The organism is Leucobacter weissii, assembly GCF_017565745.1.
Taxonomy (GTDB): domain Bacteria; phylum Actinomycetota; class Actinomycetes; order Actinomycetales; family Microbacteriaceae; genus Leucobacter; species Leucobacter weissii.
The window spans coordinates 239,700-257,221 of record NZ_JAGDYM010000005.1 but is presented as its reverse complement, the minus strand read 5'-3'; the positions used below and the strand labels follow the sequence as shown (position 1 = coordinate 257,221).

Below are 17,522 nucleotides of genomic sequence, written 5' to 3'. Positions count from 1 at the left end.
TCAAGTAGAACACGAATCCTCTCATTTATCAACCAATCGTTTGATAGATATTACTCGCATCGCTCGATTACCATCGCCATCCCCTGCCCGCCTGCGACGCACATCGCCTGGAGGCCTATCCGCTTGTCGTGCCAGTCGAGCGAGTTCACGAGCGTCGAAGTGATCCGTGCGCCCGACATGCCGAACGGATGTCCGAGCGCGATCGCCCCACCGTTGATATTGACCTTCTCGAGGGGAAGGTCGAGACCACGGTAGGAGGGGATCACCTGCGCGGCGAACGCCTCGTTGATCTCCACCAGGTCGATGTCTCCGGCCGACAAGCCCGCCTTCGCGAGCGCTCGCCGGGAGGCCTCGATCGGACCGACACCCATGAGCTCAGGAGAGAGCGCCGACACTGCAGTCGAGAGGATCCTCGCGAGCGGTCGGAGGCCGAGCTGATCGGCCTTCGTATCACTCATGACCAGCACAGCCGCAGCCCCATCGTTCAACGGGCAGCAGTTCCCCGCCGTTACTCTCCCGCCGTCGCGGAAAACCGGATCGAGAGCCTGCAGCCCTGCGAGGGTCGTACCCGATCGCGGGCTGTCGTCCGCAGCGACGACGGATCCGTCGGGCCGAGTCACGGGCACGATCTCCCGCTCCCAGAATCCGGCGCGAGCGCGTTCATCGGCCAGTTCCTGACTGCGCAGGGCGAACTCATCCATCTCAAGACGGGAGACCCCGTAGCGGGAGGCGACGTTCTCAGCCGTTTCTCCCATAGAGACGAAGGCATCAGGGACCAGACCGAGGTCGCGTGGATCCCTCCACTCACCGTCCGCGGCTGGGCGGGGGCGGAACATCCTGTTGCGCTCCTCGGGCAACGGGTCGGGCCCCGGCTGCCGCACACGTGACACCGATTCGAGTCCCACGGACAAGTAGACCTGCCCGTCCCCCGCACGGATCGCATGCTCGGCCATACGGGTCGTCTGCATGCTCGACGCACAATACCGGTTCACCGTGCAGCCAGGCACCTCGTCGAACCCGAGCATCACCGGAAGAACCCGGCCCAGGTTTCCGCCCTGCTCACCCGCCGCGAGGGAGCATCCCAGCAGCACCTCATCGATCTGGGCCGGATCCAATTCGGGCACCCGTTCCAGGACCGAGCGAGTGACTTGGAGCAGCAGATCATCTGCACGGACATCGATGAGGGAGCCCTTGAACGCTCGCCCGATAGCCGAGCGGCCGACGGCGACGATGACCGGCTCAGCCATGATCCCGGATCCCCTCGATGATCTCACGCGCCTTCAGCATATGACGAAGATAGAAGTGGAGACCCATCTCCCAGGTGAACCCGAGTCCGCCGTGCACCTGCATGACGATCTCGGCGACGTCCACGGCGCGGCGGACGGCGAAATGAGATGCGCGTAGCGCTTCGGGCCGCACGAGGCTGGCGTTGATCACCGCGGTGTCGGCCTCCTGCACTGCCATCATCGCATCGGCGAGTTGATGCTTGACCGCCTGGAACGAACCGATCGGACGACCGAACTGCTGACGATCCTTCGCGAAATCGATTCCGAGATCGAGCAGACGACGAGCCGCGCCGACGGCCGAAGCAGCGTAGACGACCGCGACCTCAAGACCCGCAGTCTCTGAGAGACGTGAGAGCACCGCGGCTTCACTGCCCTGAGCGCCCAGGTCGAGTCGCTCCGCGACACCGACGGTGGGAACGCCTGTCACGCCTCCTTCGCCCCGGTCCAGGTCGAGCGCGAGGCTGATGCCCTCGACCCGACCGAATGGGATATAGCCGGTGCCCGACGGGGCAGTGCTCGTCGGAAGAGCGAGGGTGACTGGACCCTCCACTGCGCGTGCCGCCTCGGAGTGCCTTTTAGCGAGAACCGTCTCGATGAAAGGTAAGGGGACCAGCCGAGCTCCCCACACCTGGGCGACAGCGGTGAGGTCGCGAAGAGTCGCGCCCTCACCCTCCTCCACCACGCCGACGAGATCCCAACCACTCTCCCCGATAGCCCCCCACTCGAGCAGCGGGCTCCCTTCCGCGTAGGCGGTGATGCTGACACCTTCGGTCGCCTTCGTCAATATCTCGGCGAGTGTCTCAGCCGCGAGCTCGCCGATCTCGCTGGTTTGTGTGTTCATCAGTACGCTCATCGCGGCAACCCCAGGATTCGTTCGGAGATGATGTTTCGCTGGATCTCGTTGGTACCGGAGAAGATCGACACCGCCCTCGACTCCAGATACTGGTAGCGCCAATGGTCTCGATGATCGGGCAGCCCATGTTCGACGCCGAAACGGGTGACGTCCTGCCAGAGTTCGCTCCACTGCACCTTGAGCGTCGAGACCGCGCGCCAGTATTCCTCACCGGGATCCCGATCATCGAGATCGACGACCTTGCCGAGCTGCCAGCGCAGAACCTCCGTGCGCACCTCCAGCTCCTCGAGCTCACGAGCAAGGTCGGATCGATCCCCCACGCTTTCCAAGAGCAGATCGACGTCGGACCGGATCTCGACGTAGCGAGCGGCCGTCTCGGATCCTCCTCGTTCATCTGAAAGGAGTTCCATCGCGATTCTCCAGCCGTCGCCCTCGCCTCCGACCCGATCGGACTCCGGGACGAATGCTCCCTCGAACTGGGTTTCCGCGAAATGCGCGACTCCGGAGATCTGTCGGATATCCTCGACGACCACACCCTCAGCGCGCATATCGACGAGGAACATCGAGAGGTTGCGGTATCGGGGTGCTGCCGGGTCGGTCACGGCGAGCACGAAGATGAAGTCCGCATGCTGGGCAAAGGTGGTCCAGGTCTTGCGGCCGGTGAGCCGATATCCGTCCTTGACGCGCCGGGCACGGGTCCGGACACCCGCAAGGTCGGAACCGGCGTCGGGTTCCGAGAATCCCTGGCACCAGACCTCCTCACCTCTGAGCAACGGCGGGAGGTAGCGCTCGCGCTGAACTTCGCTGCCGCTGCGCACGAGCATCGGCGCGACGAGGGTCTTACCGACCCGTGAGAAACCGTCCGGCGCCTGAGCCTTCGCCGCGAGAATATGGAAGACGACGTCCTCCGCGAGCCCGAGGCCTTGGCCGCCGAATTCTCTCGGGAATGGGATCCCTGCGAACCCGCCGCGCCAGAGCTGCCGATCCCACTCTCGGCGTATCGCATCGGACTCCGTCCCGCTGAGCGCACCACGATTCTCACGCCAGACGGCGGGGACCGCTTCCTGGAGCCAGGCGTCAGCACGTCGGGCGAAAGCCTCTATCGTCTCAGGTTCCGAGGTGGTGTTCGAGGATTCGCTCATAATCGTGTGCTTTCTGTCAATCGGGCGGGGGTCCAGAGGGCGACGGGAGGAGTCAGGAGCGCCCCCATCGCCGCCAGAACGAGAGTCGTGACCAGGGGAAGAGACGGATGCCGGCGGCGAGCGCGAGCACGACGCTCTGCACGAGCAACTGGGTCGACGCCGGTGCGCCCAGAGTGAGCACCATTTGCACGACGAGCGAAAGGATGAGGCAACCGATCAGCGTGGCGATCACGCTCCCCTTGCCACCGGAGAGGGACGCGCCGCCGATGACGACGGCGGCGATGACGGGCAGCATGTAATTCACACCGAGGTCGTAGTTCGTCTGCCCTGCGTAACCCGCGAGGAGCAGACCGGCGAGCCCGCCGAACACCCCGGCGAGCACGTAGCTGGACAGGATGTATCCCCCGACGTTCACACCGCCCGCGAGCGCGGCCGCCGGACTCGACCCCGCAGCAGTGAAACGACGCCCGAACAGCGTTCTGCTCACCACCGTCGCCACGGTGACGGCGAGCAGTACCGCGATCCAGGCGATCATGGGGAAGCCGAGGAAGGATCCGGAGGCGATCTGCCGAAGACCGTCCGGCGCGAGGTTCGCCTGGCCGTTAGATACCGTCCAGACGACGCCGATGATGAGCGAGTTGGAGGCGAGCGTAGCGAGCAGAGGGGTGATGTGCACCCTGGTCACGAGAAGACCGTTGAGCAATCCCGCGCCCACGGAGAGAGCCGCGACCACGAGCAGAACCACCGGCATGCCGGTCCCGGCGGCCGCGAGCATCCCGCTCGTCACGGCCGCCAGGGTCATGACCCCTCCGACCGAGAGATCGATGCCCTTCTGCTGGATGACGAGGGTCTGCCCGATCGCGGCGACGCCGGTGATCCCGGCGGGAACGAGAATCGCCGTGAGAGAAGCCGGGGTGAAGGTCTTGGGCACGAACAGCGCGGCGACCAGGGCGAGAAGGATCGCGCCGATCACCACCGGTGTCGCCTGGTACCTGAAGAGACGCGAGAGCAGTCGTGCCGCCGCGGAATCGGGGCGGTACGGCTTGGAGACGATGCTCACCGTTCGGGTAGTGGGTTCCATACGGGTCACCTCTCGACTATCCGACTCTCGCGGCCGCACGATTGCGCGCGATCGAGTACATTGCCACTGCGCCGAGCGTCATCCCGCCGACGAGGTAGTACTGCCAGTCCGGCGTGAGCCGCATGAACACTGTGAGGGCGTTGACCACCTGGACGAGCACCGCGCCGAGCAGTGCGCCGACGAACGAGCCCCGTCCGCCGAACACGCTCGCACCACCGACAACGGCGGCCGTGATGCTCAGCAGGGTGAATGTGATGCCGGATCGACCGTCTCCGATCGCGGTCTGCGACATGAACAGGATCGCGGCGAATGCGGCGAACAGACTGGACCCGAGGTAGGCGAGCAGGCGAACCGCGCGCGGATTGAGCGCATTCACCCGCGCGGCTTCGGAATCCGATCCCACAGCGCGGAGAACGATTCCCCATCGGCTGCGTTTCAAGAGCCAGCCGAGCAGCAGCCCGATCACCAGCACTACGAGGAAACTCGCTGGTATCGGGCCCAGCATCGCGCGAATGGGCTCGAGCACGGCCCCGCTGATCACTCCGCCCGGACTCGGGCGGAGCGTGAGGGAGATACCCTGCACCCCCATGTAGGTCACGAGCGTCGCGATGATGGGACTCAGCTTCACGATATCGATGAGCACCCAGTTGACCGCACCGATTCCAAGCGCGGTAAGGAACATCAGCACCCAGCCCGCACCCTGTTGGAACAGCGTCGCACCGTCGATCAAATAGAATGACGCGACGATCACGACGAGGCCGACGAGGGGGCCCGTCGAAAGATCGATCCCACCGGTGAGGAGCACCAGCAGTTGCCCGAAGGCGACAAGAGCGAGCACTGCGGCAAGGGTGAGGACACCGGCGACATTTCGTTCGCCGAGGAACATGGGATTCGCCGCGAAGCCCACGATCGCGAGTACCGCGACCAACCCCCCCACAACGGCGACCGGCGCGCTGTCGCCGGCCATCCAGTTGACAAACCTTCGTGTCCCCTGCTCGCCGCGCAGTCGTTCGGAGTCGGTGGTCACGATCGTCGAGGTGATGGCCCGTTCGGAGACCTCCTCCCCTTCGATATCGCGGATGACCTGGCCGCGGGAGAAGACGAGAATCCGATCGGCGATGCCCGACAGCTCAGCAGCATCGGAGGAGAGCACGATCACCACCGCGCCTCGTTCGGCGGCAGCTCGCATCAGCCGGTATATCTCGCTGCGTGCTCCGATATCGACACCCTGCGTCGGTTCGTCGACGAGGAACAGCCGCGGCTCTCCGCTGAGCGCACCGCCGATCAGCGCTTTCTGCTGATTGCCTCCGGACAGGGAATCGATCAGCGTGTCCGGTGACGGCGTCTTGACGTTGTAGTCCTCGAGGACCTCGGCGACGAGTCGCCGCTCTCGCGCGCCGCTGACCCAGCCGGCACTGCTGAGCCTGAGCAGGTTCCGGAGACTGATGTTCTCCCGTACGCTCAACCCGCTCAGAATGCCCTCGTTGTGACGGTCACCGGGAAGATACACGACACCGTTGCGCACCGCAGACCTGTGACGGTAGCGGGAGAGGCGTCGCCCCGCGATGGCGAGCGTCCCGCCGGAACGTTCTATACCCGCGAGCGCCCGAAGGAGTTCCCGTTGCCCGTTCCCCTCGATCCCGGCAAGACCCACGATCTGCCCGGGAACGAAGCGTGTGGTGAGGGGAGCGAGTCCCCGGGCGGTGAACCCGTGGAGCTCGACCGGTTCCCCCTCGGTATGCACGAGGCCGCGCTCCGGGAAGTACACGTCGAGATCACGGCCGATGATGTGGCTGACGATCTGATCCTCGCTGAGATCGTTGGTGTCGTAGGTCCCGACGGTACGCCCGTTGCGAAGAATCGTCATCCGATCGGTGATCTGCTTGACCTCGCCGATCCGGTGCGAGATGTAGACCACGGCCTTGCCCCGGGCCACCTGATCTCGGATGTGGTCGAAGAGGATCTCCACTTCGTCCTTCAGCAGGTGCTCGGTCGGCTCGTCGAACACCAGGATCTTGGGGTCTTGACTCAGTGCACGGCAGATTTCCACAATGAACCGGTGCTGCGGCGGCAACTGCTCCACCCGATCAGTGGCCCGAACCGGCACATCGGGGCTCCAGAGCCTCAGTTGCTCCGTCGCCCATTCTTCCAAGCGGAGTGAGCCCGGCCGCTTGTCCGGGCTCACTCCGAGATAGAGATTCTCCGCAACGGTGAGGTCGGGGAGCAGCGCCGGCTCCTGTCTCACGATCGCCAGACCGAGTTGTCTCGCCCGATCCGGGTTCGCACCGGACAGCACCTGGCCATCGAGCGTCACGGTTCCCTCGTTGGCTTCGAGAGCGCCCGACGCGATCGCCATGAGCGTGGATTTTCCGGCTCCGTTCTCACCGAGGACACCGTGCACCTCTCCGTAATCCACTGCGAGATGCACGGAGTCGAGTGCGCGGACCCCAGGGAAGAGGCGCGTGACGCCGCTCATACCGAGAGCCGTGGCACCACCCCGGGCCGATGTGCTGAGAGTCTCTACCGCGACCATGGATCAGCCGTGCACCGTCTTCAGATCTTCATCGCTGAGCGGCACCGACCAATCCACATCCGGCGACATGTCCGACTCGCACCTGGGTGCTTTGTCGGCGAAGGTATCGATGGCCACGAAGGGCTTGACGATGACCGGCTCGGTGGTGGGAGATCCGGTCACGGCCGAGACCAGGTGGCGCAGCGCCACGACCCCGTGGGTCTGAGATCCGTCCCAGGAGAAGAGGGGGAACTTCTGCTCCTGCCAGGCGCACCCGACGCCGTTTGTGGTGTTCGCATTGGCCAGATATGGCAGTTCCAAGTCGGCCTCTTCATAGGCCTCGAGCACGGCCAGGTCATAGGCCCCGGCATCGGTGACGACGGCGTCGATCCGACCGTGCTTCGCCAGAAGCCCCGTCATGACGCGCTTCTTCTCCACCGCGGAGTTGTTGGTGACCTGGTACTCGTCCTCCACGAGCGTGATTCCGGGATACTCGGCGATGGTCTCCTCGAACGCTTCGAAGGCCGCCACGCTGGAAGGCTGGCCCGGCGCGTTGCCCAGGAAGACCACCGTTCCCTCTTCGAGGTGCTCACCGAGCCAGTCAGCCCAGCCCGCCGCGTAGGACACGTAGTCCTGCGAGACGTGAGCGGCAACGTCTTGACCGACGACCCCACCGGAATCGGCGACGAAGGTCACCACCGGCACGTCCGCGTCCATTGCGGCGCGGAAGGACGGCACTTGCGCCTCCCCGAAGATGGGGAGCGTGACGATACCATCCACGCCCTGGGCGACGAGAGAGTTGACGTCCGACACTGCCTTCTGCTGATCCACCTGCGCGTCGATCATCTCGATGACGCCGATGTTGTCGCACTTCTCCGCCTCCTGCTGCATGAGCATGTGCACGGCTTTCATCCAGGGATTCGCGATGCCCACCGGAAACGCAAGCGTGATCTCCTCCTCGCCGCACAGCTCCGTGATGTCGTAGGAATCGATCACCTCCTGTCCGTTGCCGTACTGAACCGCTTCGTCCGCAACCGCGCTCCCTCCGTCGGGCGCGCCCCCGTCCGACTGCTCGGCCGTCGGAGCACAACCGGCGACACCGCACGCGAGCGCCGCGATCGCCGCGCTCGAGACGAGCCTGGAAGTCCTTCTCTTCATTTCTGATCCTCTCAACGTTCGGCACGCAGGTGATCAACACATCGTTGTGCCACTCTGCACGCCAAGACCGCCCCGCCCGTCCTCGATGCGGGGTCAGAATGATTGTCGCGCAGAATCCGACTCTTTGTCAAACGTATGTTTGGTTGATATAGAGATGTTATGATCTCCGCGCAGTGCGGCCCAGCTCGCTCGCTCGGCTCACGATCCGCAAACGGCTCACGCGTGGGCGCTCGCTCCTCCGTCGACCGCGACGATCGCGCCGTTGACATAGCTGGCCCGCTCCGAGAGCAGGAATACGACCACCTCTGCGACCTCCTCCGGCCGAGCCATGCGCCCGAGCGGCATGAGCGCGTTCAACTCGTCACGCTGCTGAGGACTCATCCCCGCGACCATGCCGGTATCTACGGTCCCCGGCGCGACCGCATTGACGCGGATCCCCCGGCGCGCATACTCGACCGCGGCACTGCGTGTCAGACCCACCACAGCATGCTTGCTGGCCACATAGGCGGACAAGTCGGGAGCGGCGCCCAGACCGGCCCCGGATGCGGTATTGACGATGGCTCCGCCTCCGTGGGCGAGCATATGGCGCGCCTCCGCCCTCACGCAGAGAGCCACGGCGCGAGCGTTGACGTTCATCGAACGGTCCCACTGTTGCATCGGAAGCTCCTCGAAGGCCTGCGCAGGGTGCAGGACTCCGGCATTGTTATGGGCCAGGTCGAGTCGGCCGAACTCTTCGACCGCGAATCCGACGAGCGCATCCACCTCCTCTTCCGAAGTCACGTCGACCCTGCGGAAGACTGCGGCTCCTCCTGCTGCAATGATCTCCTCGGCAACGGTCGTTCCAGCCCGCGCGTCGAAGTCCGCGAGCACCACCCGAGCTCCCTCACGCGCCAACGCGCGGGCGGTCGCCGCGCCGATCCCTCCTCCCGCGCCGGTAACCAGAGCTACACGATCCCCACACTCCACGATTCCTCCTTCGTTCCATCGCTTCTACCACCACGCTCACGCCTCCCCGGTTCAGGAGAATCCGGAGCTGCCTCGTCACAGCCCCATGGCATCTCTGTAGTCGGGCGTCACCGGTGAGGCCGCGACGAGTCCGCCATCCACGGGTATGACGTGCCCATTGATCTGCCGGGCCGCATCCGAGGCGAGAAAGGCAACCGCCTCCGCGACGTCCTGAGGGGCGACGAGCTCCCCGCTCGGCGTGTTCCGCAGATACGCGTCTGCCACCTCCTGGGGGGAGTAGTTCCTGTTATTGGACGTCGTCACGTATGAGGGCGCAACCGCATTGCAGCGGATCCCCTTCCCTCCGAACTGCGTGGCGATGGCGCGCGTCAGTTGCAGGACGCCCGCCTTCGTCACGCCATAGGCGGTCAGATTGAGCTCGCCGAGGATCCCGGACAGCGAGGCGATGTTGACGATGCTTCCGCCGCCGCTCCGCAGCATCACCGGGATGACATGCTTGCTCATGAGGAAGGGGCCGCCGAGATTCGCGCCGAGCGATCTCATGAAGAGATCGTGACTGGTGTCGAGCACGGTTCCGTCACCTCGAGTGAGGCTCAGGACTGCAGCATTGTTGTCGAGAACATCGATTCTTCCGTGCCTGCTGACGATTCGGTCGATCGCATCACGGATCGCCTCCTCGTCGGTGACATCGGTGGGGTGGAACTCCGCACGTCCTCCGTTCTCCACGATATGGTCCACGACACGACGAGCATTCTCCACGTCAGGGTCGAGAATCACCACCTGCGCGCCGCGTGCCGCGAGCGTCGCCGCCGTGCACTCGCCCATTCCGTTGCCGCCGCCGGTGACAATGGCCACACGGCCCTCGAGCGTCTGCGATCCCCGACTGTTTTCTTCCGACATCTCTGCCCCTTCCCTCTGTGCCCTCCTACCGGGCACCGTCGGAGAGACCTCCTCTCCGACGTGTCAATAAAGCGATCCGCTCGGCTGCGCCCGCAGAGCCGAGTCCGCACCGATCCGGCTCCACGGGATCTCGATGAGCGCTTTCAACTCCGCTTCCTTTCGCCTCGGCTCTCGAAATCCGCACGCTGCTCGACTAGGCGCGTGCGGAGCGCTTGCGGGTGATGACGTCCACCGCGACGGCCACGACGACGATCAACCCCTTGAAGACCATCTGCAGCGCGGGTTCGAGATTGAGGGAGGAGAACAGATTCGTGATGATCATGAGGATCGCGCAACCGACAGCGGTGCGCCACATGGCGCCCTCTCCTCCGAGCAACGACGTGCCGCCGATGATGACCACCGCGATCGCGTCGAGTGTCATGTTGCCGACGAAGTTGGGCTGAGCGGTTCCCAGCTGGCTTGCGACGAAGACTCCTCCGAGAGCCGCGAGCAGACCGATCAGGACGAAGGTGCTCCCGCTGACCACTCCCACCCGGATCCCCGTCAGCCGCGCGGCCTCCTGGCTCCCGCCGATCGCATAGACGCTACGACCATAGGTCGTCTTCGCCAAGATGACGGCGGCGATCACGAGAATCACGATCACGATGACGTTGGAGAGGGGGATGAGCCCGCCGATGCGGTGAGTGCCAAGGAAGCTGTATTCGGGTGAGACGGAGAACTTCACATTCGCTCCCGCATACAGAGTCATGAGACCGATGAACACGGAGGACGTTCCAAGCGTCGCGACGAACGGGTTGACGCCCACCCTATTGATCAGCACACCGTTCGCCAGGCCGAACACACCACCCACGAGCACCGATGCCAGCACAGCGATACCGACCGGGGCCGCACCGTCCATCGAGACATAGGTCACCGCGCCAGCGGCGTAGATGGCACCGACCGACAGGTCGAAACCGCCCGCGATCATCACGTACGTCATCCCGATCGCGCAGAGGATCAACCCGACATTCTGAGTGATCAGATTGGTCACGTTGCCGATCATCCAGAACCCGGGGTACATCACGGTCACCACGATGAGAAGCAGCGCGAGCACCCAGAGCATGGGCAGCTTCGCAAGGCTGTACGTGAACGCGTCGAGCACGGGACTCTTGCGCTGGGAATCTGTTGCCGGCACTCGGCTGGCGTCACTCATGATGCGCGTCTCCTGACTCAGCGCCGCTATCGGCGGTCTCGAAAATTAGCTGAAGAATTCGTTCGGGGGTGATCTCTTGCTCCGCCGAGTCGAGCGCCGCGACTATCCTGCCCTCGTGCAGGACCAGCACGCGATCGCTGAGCCCGATGACCTCCTCGAGTTCCGATGAGACGACGATCATCGACCGCCCCTCGTCGACAATGCTCTCGAGCACTTCGAGGATGTCCGATTTCGCACCGACGTCCACGCCCCTGGTCGGCTCGTCGGCCAGCAGGATCGGGTAGTCGGTGTAGAGCCAGCGCGCGATCATCAACTTCTGCTGATTGCCGCCGGAGAGATGTCCGGCGCTCTCGCGCATGCGCCTCACGTCGAACCCAACAGGTCCGGCAGCGGCAGCAGCCCGATTCATCAGACGCGTCTCATTGATGAAGAGGCTCTTGGAGGCATGCCGCCATTCACCCAGGACGATGTTTTCGGTGGCACTCTGCGGAAGCAGAAGGCCCTGCCCCTTGCGGTCCTCGGGAAGCAGCGATATCCCGCGTTTTCTCGCCTCGACTGCGTGCACCGGGACACGGTCTCCACCTCCGAAGGCCGACCGGAGGCCTCCCGTTGCCCGCGGGTCGAGACCGGCGACGGCGCGAAGCAACTCGGTTCGCCCTGAACCGACGAGGCCGGCGATCCCCAGGACCTCGCCTCTGTTGAGCTCGAAGGTGATGTCGTGGAGGAGACCCGGCACCGCGAGACCGGACACTTCGAGCACGGGAGCCGATGGCGCGGACTCTTCCTTGGCTCGACGTTTTCGGGTCTGGTGCCGCCCGGATGCGATATCCGCGCCGTGCGTGTGCTCTCCGAGCATCGCGCCGACCATCTCCGCCTTCGTCCAATCGACCGTGTCCCGAGTCTCGATGACCGCTCCGTCTCTGAACACCGTGACGAGATCCGAGTGCTCCATGATCTCGTCGAGATTATGTCCGACGATGACCATCGCGATGTCCGCCTTGCGGAGCTCGTCCATCGTCTTGAAGAGCGCCTCGCGCTCCGCCTGGGCGAGCGAGGCGGTCGGCTCGTCGAAGAGAATGCACTCGGCATCGGATGCCAAGGCCCTCAGGATCTCGAGCATCTGCTGATCCGCGATGGAAAGATCGCCGCTCCGCGCACCGCGGGCTGGCGCCACACCGATTCGAGCGCAGAGAGCCTCATAGGACTGCTGCATCTCCCGTTCGCGCAACCAGCCGCCCGGCGCTATCGGCTGACCCAGGAAGACGTTGGCGCGGGCGGGGAGGGCTGGGAGCACGGTGAGCTCCTGGTATATGGCATGGACGCCCCTCGCCTTGAACTCGCGGGGGGATGCGCCCGCCGATTCGATGCCTTCAACGCGAATAGATCCTTCGCTCGGAGGAATCCGACCTGCAGCCATACCGAGGCAGGTCGATTTGCCCGCACCGTTCTCGCCCACGAGCGCATGGATCTTTCCCCGGAGGGCGAGATCCATCGTCACCTCTCGCACCGCCCTGGTCTGACCGAACGTCCGAGAGACGTCTGCGAACTCGATGAAGGGCTTCGGACGGGTGTCGTCCGAGCGTGTTATCTGCATGTGAATACCCCGACACGTTGCTATCCGGTCCGGTGGGTCGGCATCCGCCGACCCACCGGGAGTGGCCTTCCCATCACGGTGTGAACGAATCAACCGTCTCCGGAGTGATCAGTCCGATCTCATCGAACTCGGGAAGACGGACGAGACCGGACTCCAGTTCGCCTTTGCCCGCGGCCACGAGCGCTTCGACGGTGGCGTAGCCGACATCGAAGGAGAGCCCCGGCACACTGCCGTCGAGTTCGCCTGATTTCAGCAGATCGACGGAGAGTTCGGTGCCTCCCGAGGTCTCATAGACCGAGATCTGGTCGCCTAGCCCTTGGTCCGCGACCGCTTTCGCGACGCCTGCGGTGATGTCGATGAACGTCGAGAACACGACGGTGGCATCCGGATTCGCCTGCAGCACGTTCTGCGTCTCCGCATACGCGCCGGGAGTGGTCCAGTCGGTGTACAGCGTGCCGACGACTTCCCAGTCGGGATGATCCGCAGCGAACTCCTCCCAGGCGACCTCGTGCGCGGTGACCGTGGTGTGGCCCTGATTGCCGAAGGCGAGGACGACCTTCTGCGGCCCTTCGAGTTGCTCCGCGGCGCTCTCGAACATGATCTTCGCGCCCTCGATGAGATTGTTCTGCTCGACGAAGGCCACCGTTCCCGGAGCGACCAGCGCTTCGCCGGAGTCGGTGCCGTCGCTGCAGAGGGGACCTCCGAGCCCCGCCACGAGCATCTGGGCATCCATCACGGTATCGGCGATCGTCTTGCACATCTGGGGAGAAACCGACTGTATGCCGAGACCACCGTATCCGCCGTCCTGGACAATGGTGTTGTAGTTCGAGAGCTCGGTGGTCGGGTCGAGGTCGGACCAATAGATTTCAACGTCGACGCCGAGGTCCTCACCCGCCGCCTCGGCCCCTGCGGCCTTGGCCGCCGAATCGGAGTAGGTCGGGCCGGCCTGGATCATCACGGCGATATGGTCCATGTCGCGGGGCGTGATCTCGCCGATACCCACGTCAACGGCCGTCGCCGCCTCTGAGATCTCGGTGGGATCGTCCGCAGTTCCGTTCTCACCACCGCATCCCACCAGCACCAGGACGCCTGCCGCTGCCGCCGCCATCATCGAATAGCGCTTTCGAGTTACCTGCATTCTTGCTCCTTTGCGTATGCGCGGCATCCGCTGCGGACGAGTCGCCATCGCACCGGAACCCGCCTTCTTCGGCTTTGAAGAAGCGGCCCCGAACGGCTCGCGGAAGCGATACCGGAGATCAGATTAACCTACCAATCGTTTGAATGTAAACCTGGTTATGGAAAAGTTATCCGGCAGCACTCGGAGCAAAGGTGCGAACTGCAGCAGACGCGCCCCTCGTCCGCTCATCCAGCGCCGCTCGACCTCGACCCCTTCAGAAACCGATCCACTCCCCGTCGCGCGGCGTCGGAGCCGACGAGCAGCGAAGATTCGCGCTGCGCCAGGAGGTACGCGTCGAACCAGGCCAGATTCTCGTGTTCGACGAACACGCGCTTGCGGGAAGCCAAGACCCGACGATCCTTGACGGCGATGGCCCTCGCCAGAGACAGCGACTCCTCCAGCACCCGCCCCCTCGGCACGACGTGATCGATGAACCCCGCCTCGTGAAGCTCGGCGGCCCCGGCCCTTCGCCCCGTGTAGGCGAGCTCTCGAACCAGCCCTTCCGGCACGCCGAGCGAATTGAGCAGTCTCGACGACCCGGCAATCAGGCCGTAGTTCACCTCCGGCGTCGCGAACTGAGCCGTATCGGCCGCAATGCGGATGTCGCATACGGCGGCCAGAAGCACGCCGATTCCGATGGCGTGACCCGAGATGGCGGCGACGACCGGGAGCTCGAGTCTCGCGAAACGCGGTATGACCGCGTTGACGAACCCGTACCGCTCCTTGCGCTTCGCTTCATCCATCTCGGCGAAATCGTTGATGTCCGCCCCTCCGCACCAGCATCGGGACCCCGACCCCCCGGCGAGAACCACGGCCCTGATATCTTCGCGCCCCTCGATGTGCTCCGTGACCGCGAGCAGCTCTTCGTAGGTCGAGACCCGGAAGGCGTTTACCGGGGGCCGCTCGAACACCACCAGGCCGACCCCGCCCTCGACCCGGAGCCCGAACGTTCCAAAGCTCACTTCTTCGTCGTCAGCCATCCTCGCCCCCTCCTTGTGCAGAACGGAGGTTCCTCCTACACTTTAGACCAAATGATTGGTCGATTATGTCATGCATCTCGACCGAGAAGGGACCGCAGGAATGCAGTTCGATGATGAACAGGTTCGCATCTTCCGAAGCCGCACCGAACGCTCGCAAGAGCTGTGGAAGCGCACGAGAACGCTCATCCCCACCGGACACGCCGGCGGCATGGGGGCGTTCCACCCTCATCCGATAGTGATCGAACGCGGAAAGGGATGCTGGCTCTGGGATGTCGATGGGAACCGCTACCTCGACCTACGTCTCGGCGACTGGACGCTCATCCACGGGCATTCGGATGACGACATCCGCCGGGCGGTCGACACCCAGATGGCGAAGGCGGCCCAGATCGGTGCTCCCGAGTGGGACGTCGGGTACCGCATGGCCGACCTGCTCTGCGACCGTGTTCCCTCGATCGAGAAGGTCCGCTTCTTCGCCTCGGGCACCGATGCCAACCTCTGCGCGCTTCGGCTGGCACGCGCGTTCACCGGTAAGAGCAGGATCGCGAGATCGGTGGGAGGCTACCACGGCACCTCCGATGAACTCATCGTCGGCGTCTCCGTCCTGCGCCCGCCAGACGAGCTGCACCCGCCGGGCGTGGTGCGAGAAGCCGGGAACAATATGCTTCAGATTCCCTACAATGACGCAGACGGGGCGGAGCAGATGCTCCGGGATCACGCGCATGACCTCGCCGCGGTCCTCATAGAACCGGTGATGACCGCAGCGGGAATGCTGGAGTCTTCGCATGAGTACCTCCGTCGCCTGCGCGCGGTCACCGACGAACTGGGCATCCTCCTCATCTTCGATGAGGTCGTCACCTTCCCGGTCGCCTACGGAGGGGCGCAGGCGCACTACGGCATCGTCCCCGATCTGACGACGCTGGGGAAGACCATCGGCGGAGGCCTACCGGTCTCGGCCGTCGGCGGACGCCGAGAGATCATGGATCTCCTGGAGCCCGGCGCACACGGCGGCAGCGCCCCCGTGACGGTCATGTCGACCTTCGGCGGCAACTCGGCTTCCCTCGCGGCCGGCATCGCGTGTCTCGAGAAGCTCACCCCGGAGTCACACGCGCGGATGAATCGGCTCGGGAACCGGATACGAGGACGCATAGACGAACTCGGCACGCGGTACGGACTTCCGCTGCACGCCACCGGGCTCGGCCACCTCATCGGCGTGCACTGGGCCGACGAGCGCGTAGTCGACGAGCCGAGCCTTCGACTCGACGATCGCGAGAAGGTGCTCAATATCAATCTCGCGCTGAACAACGAGGGATACTACCAAACCTTCACCGGGCTCTTCCTTGTCAGCACAGCGGTGGGGGAGCAGGAGATCGACGGTTTCCTCCACGCATTCGAACGCGCTCTGCGCACGCTCGGCTATGCAGCGCCGACTCGATGATGCCCCGGAGAACCCGGCCGAGCACGGGGTGCGCGGCGTGGGCCACACGGGGATCACCGTCACGGACATCGCGCGGACCCGGAAGTTCTTCATCGAGGTTCTGGGCTTCTCCTCCGGGGCGGAGATTCCCCTCGACCTCGAGTTCTGCTCGTCGATCACCGGACTCGAGAGCGCGCGGATCACCGCGGCCTTCGTCGAGGCCCCGGATGGAACCGCCATCGAACTACTCGAGTATCACGGGCCGCACCGCCGCTCCGGTCGAGCCCTTCGCACCTGCGATCCCGGCCACCTCCACATCGCAGTGCATGTGGACGAGATCGAGGACGTCTTGACACGATCGGAGGGTTACGGCTGGAGACTTCTCGGAGAGATCACGGCGATCACAGTCGGCCCTCGGAACGGCGGCCGAGCCGCCTATCTCCAGGGTCCTGACGGACTGGTGCTCGAACTGGTGCAGCCCCCCGGCGCGGCCCCGCCCCACCAGTCTCCATCGGCTTCCGGTGGAGAGCCTGCATGAAGGCCAAGTGGTCGGCGATCGTACCGTTCCGCGGGACCGCCGGCTCGAAGTCTCGCCTGATCGTCCCCGGTTCTGCTCGCCCGTCGGAGAACGCCCTCCGGCTCGCTTCGGCCTTCGCCGCCGACCTCATCGAAGCGCTTGCCGCCGCGAGACGCGTCGGGAGCGTCCTCATCGTCTCCGCACGCGGGGGCGCCGGGTTCGCAAGCGACGGCTTCGACTGCGAATGGATTCTCGATTCGGGCAAGAATCTGAACACCGCAGCGGAGGCGGGAATCGCGGCCGCCCGCGCCCATCACCCCGACCGCGGTGCCGTTGTGCTGCCCGCGGACCTGCCACTTGTCCGGGGTTCGGACATCGATGAGATGTTGGACACCGCCGACGACCATTCGTCGGCGTATGTGTCGGACCGCGGGGGAACGGGAACCTCGGCCTTGACCCTCCGTCCCGACTTCCAGGGACGACCGCGATTTGGGGCGGACTCCGCCGCCGCGCATCGCCGTAACGGATTCGCTCCATTGCCGGTAGATCCCGCGCATCCGGTCCGGTGGGACATAGATACCTACGACGACCTCGTCGCAGCCCGTCCATTCGGTTTCGGCCCGCGAACCGAAGAGGTTCTCGAGAACCTCCTCCGGGAGACGGCGATCGCGCCCGCGTCCGGTCCATGAGGCATCATGCCAGGGAGTCCGATACCGTCTGCCGACCGCAGCGACTGAGGCGGAGCAATGC

Annotated in this window: 15 protein-coding genes and 1 pseudogene; 3 read left to right on the top strand and 13 right to left on the bottom strand. The window is 64.8% G+C overall.

The window, feature by feature from the left end; genetic code table 11:
- Positions 1–50: 50 nt before the first annotated feature.
- From J4H92_RS05690 to J4H92_RS05635, 13 genes and pseudogenes are all read right to left on the bottom strand, one after another.
- On the bottom strand, positions 51–1,247 hold the full coding sequence (locus J4H92_RS05690) for an acetyl-CoA C-acetyltransferase (RefSeq protein WP_208097029.1): 1,197 nt from the start codon (positions 1,245–1,247) through the stop codon (positions 51–53).
- Positions 1,240–2,139 carry an acyl-CoA dehydrogenase family protein gene (locus J4H92_RS05685; RefSeq protein ID WP_208097027.1) on the bottom strand — a complete coding sequence of 300 codons (900 nt, stop codon included), beginning with the start codon at positions 2,137–2,139 and terminating at the stop codon, positions 1,240–1,242. The genes J4H92_RS05690 and J4H92_RS05685 overlap by 8 nt, the downstream gene beginning before the upstream one ends.
- On the bottom strand, positions 2,136–3,281 hold the full coding sequence (locus J4H92_RS05680) for an acyl-CoA dehydrogenase family protein (protein WP_208097024.1): 1,146 nt from the start codon (positions 3,279–3,281) through the stop codon (positions 2,136–2,138). Before J4H92_RS05680 ends, J4H92_RS05685 begins: the two co-directional genes overlap by 4 nt.
- A gap of 52 nt (positions 3,282–3,333) precedes the next feature.
- Positions 3,334–4,362: an ABC transporter permease gene (locus J4H92_RS05675; protein WP_208097022.1), complete on the bottom strand. Its 1,029-nt coding sequence runs from the start codon at positions 4,360–4,362 to the stop codon at positions 3,334–3,336.
- Between the two features lie 16 nt (positions 4,363–4,378).
- Entirely contained in the window at positions 4,379–6,838 is a 2,460-nt protein-coding gene (locus tag J4H92_RS05670) for an ATP-binding cassette domain-containing protein (protein WP_208097020.1), read from the bottom strand.
- Positions 6,839–6,898: 60 nt separating this feature from the next.
- A complete protein-coding gene (locus J4H92_RS05665; RefSeq protein WP_208097010.1) occupies positions 6,899–8,032 on the bottom strand; it encodes a substrate-binding domain-containing protein in 1,134 nt (377 codons plus the stop codon).
- 216 nt (positions 8,033–8,248) lie between these two features.
- Entirely contained in the window at positions 8,249–8,998 is a 750-nt protein-coding gene (locus J4H92_RS05660) for a glucose 1-dehydrogenase (protein WP_208097008.1), read from the bottom strand.
- Positions 8,999–9,073: 75 nt separating this feature from the next.
- Complete coding sequence (locus J4H92_RS05655) at positions 9,074–9,898, bottom strand: SDR family NAD(P)-dependent oxidoreductase (RefSeq protein ID WP_208097007.1); 825 nt, start codon at positions 9,896–9,898, stop codon at positions 9,074–9,076.
- A gap of 193 nt (positions 9,899–10,091) precedes the next feature.
- The gene (locus J4H92_RS05650) at positions 10,092–11,090 is read right to left on the bottom strand and encodes an ABC transporter permease (RefSeq protein WP_208097004.1); all 999 of its coding nucleotides are present in this window, start codon (positions 11,088–11,090) and stop codon (positions 10,092–10,094) included.
- Positions 11,083–11,958: an ATP-binding cassette domain-containing protein gene (locus J4H92_RS15315; protein ID WP_243752024.1), complete on the bottom strand. Its 876-nt coding sequence runs from the start codon at positions 11,956–11,958 to the stop codon at positions 11,083–11,085. Before J4H92_RS15315 ends, J4H92_RS05650 begins: the two co-directional genes overlap by 8 nt.
- A gap of 246 nt (positions 11,959–12,204) precedes the next feature.
- Positions 12,205–12,507 (bottom strand): annotated as a pseudogene (locus J4H92_RS15855) (hypothetical protein); the annotation flags it as partial.
- 250 nt (positions 12,508–12,757) lie between these two features.
- Positions 12,758–13,870: a sugar ABC transporter substrate-binding protein gene (locus J4H92_RS05640; protein ID WP_208097001.1), complete on the bottom strand. Its 1,113-nt coding sequence runs from the start codon at positions 13,868–13,870 to the stop codon at positions 12,758–12,760.
- Between the two features lie 176 nt (positions 13,871–14,046).
- Positions 14,047–14,841 carry an enoyl-CoA hydratase/isomerase family protein gene (locus J4H92_RS05635; protein ID WP_208096999.1) on the bottom strand — a complete coding sequence of 265 codons (795 nt, stop codon included), beginning with the start codon at positions 14,839–14,841 and terminating at the stop codon, positions 14,047–14,049.
- 235 nt (positions 14,842–15,076) lie between these two features.
- Here J4H92_RS05635 and J4H92_RS05630 point away from each other — a divergent pair, with 235 nt between their 5' ends.
- Genes J4H92_RS05630 through cofC form a run of 3 tightly spaced genes read left to right on the top strand, consistent with a single transcriptional unit; the run spans position 15,077 to position 17,461 of the window.
- On the top strand, positions 15,077–16,276 hold the full coding sequence (locus J4H92_RS05630) for an aminotransferase class III-fold pyridoxal phosphate-dependent enzyme (RefSeq protein ID WP_208096997.1): 1,200 nt from the start codon (positions 15,077–15,079) through the stop codon (positions 16,274–16,276).
- Positions 16,257–16,793 (top strand): VOC family protein, encoded by a 537-nt coding sequence (locus tag J4H92_RS05625; RefSeq protein ID WP_208096995.1) that lies wholly within the window; start codon positions 16,257–16,259, stop codon positions 16,791–16,793. Before J4H92_RS05630 ends, J4H92_RS05625 begins: the two co-directional genes overlap by 20 nt.
- Positions 16,790–17,461 (top strand): 2-phospho-L-lactate guanylyltransferase, encoded by a 672-nt coding sequence (gene cofC / locus J4H92_RS05620; RefSeq protein WP_208096993.1) that lies wholly within the window; start codon positions 16,790–16,792, stop codon positions 17,459–17,461. The genes J4H92_RS05625 and cofC overlap by 4 nt, the downstream gene beginning before the upstream one ends.
- Positions 17,462–17,522 lie beyond the last annotated feature (61 nt).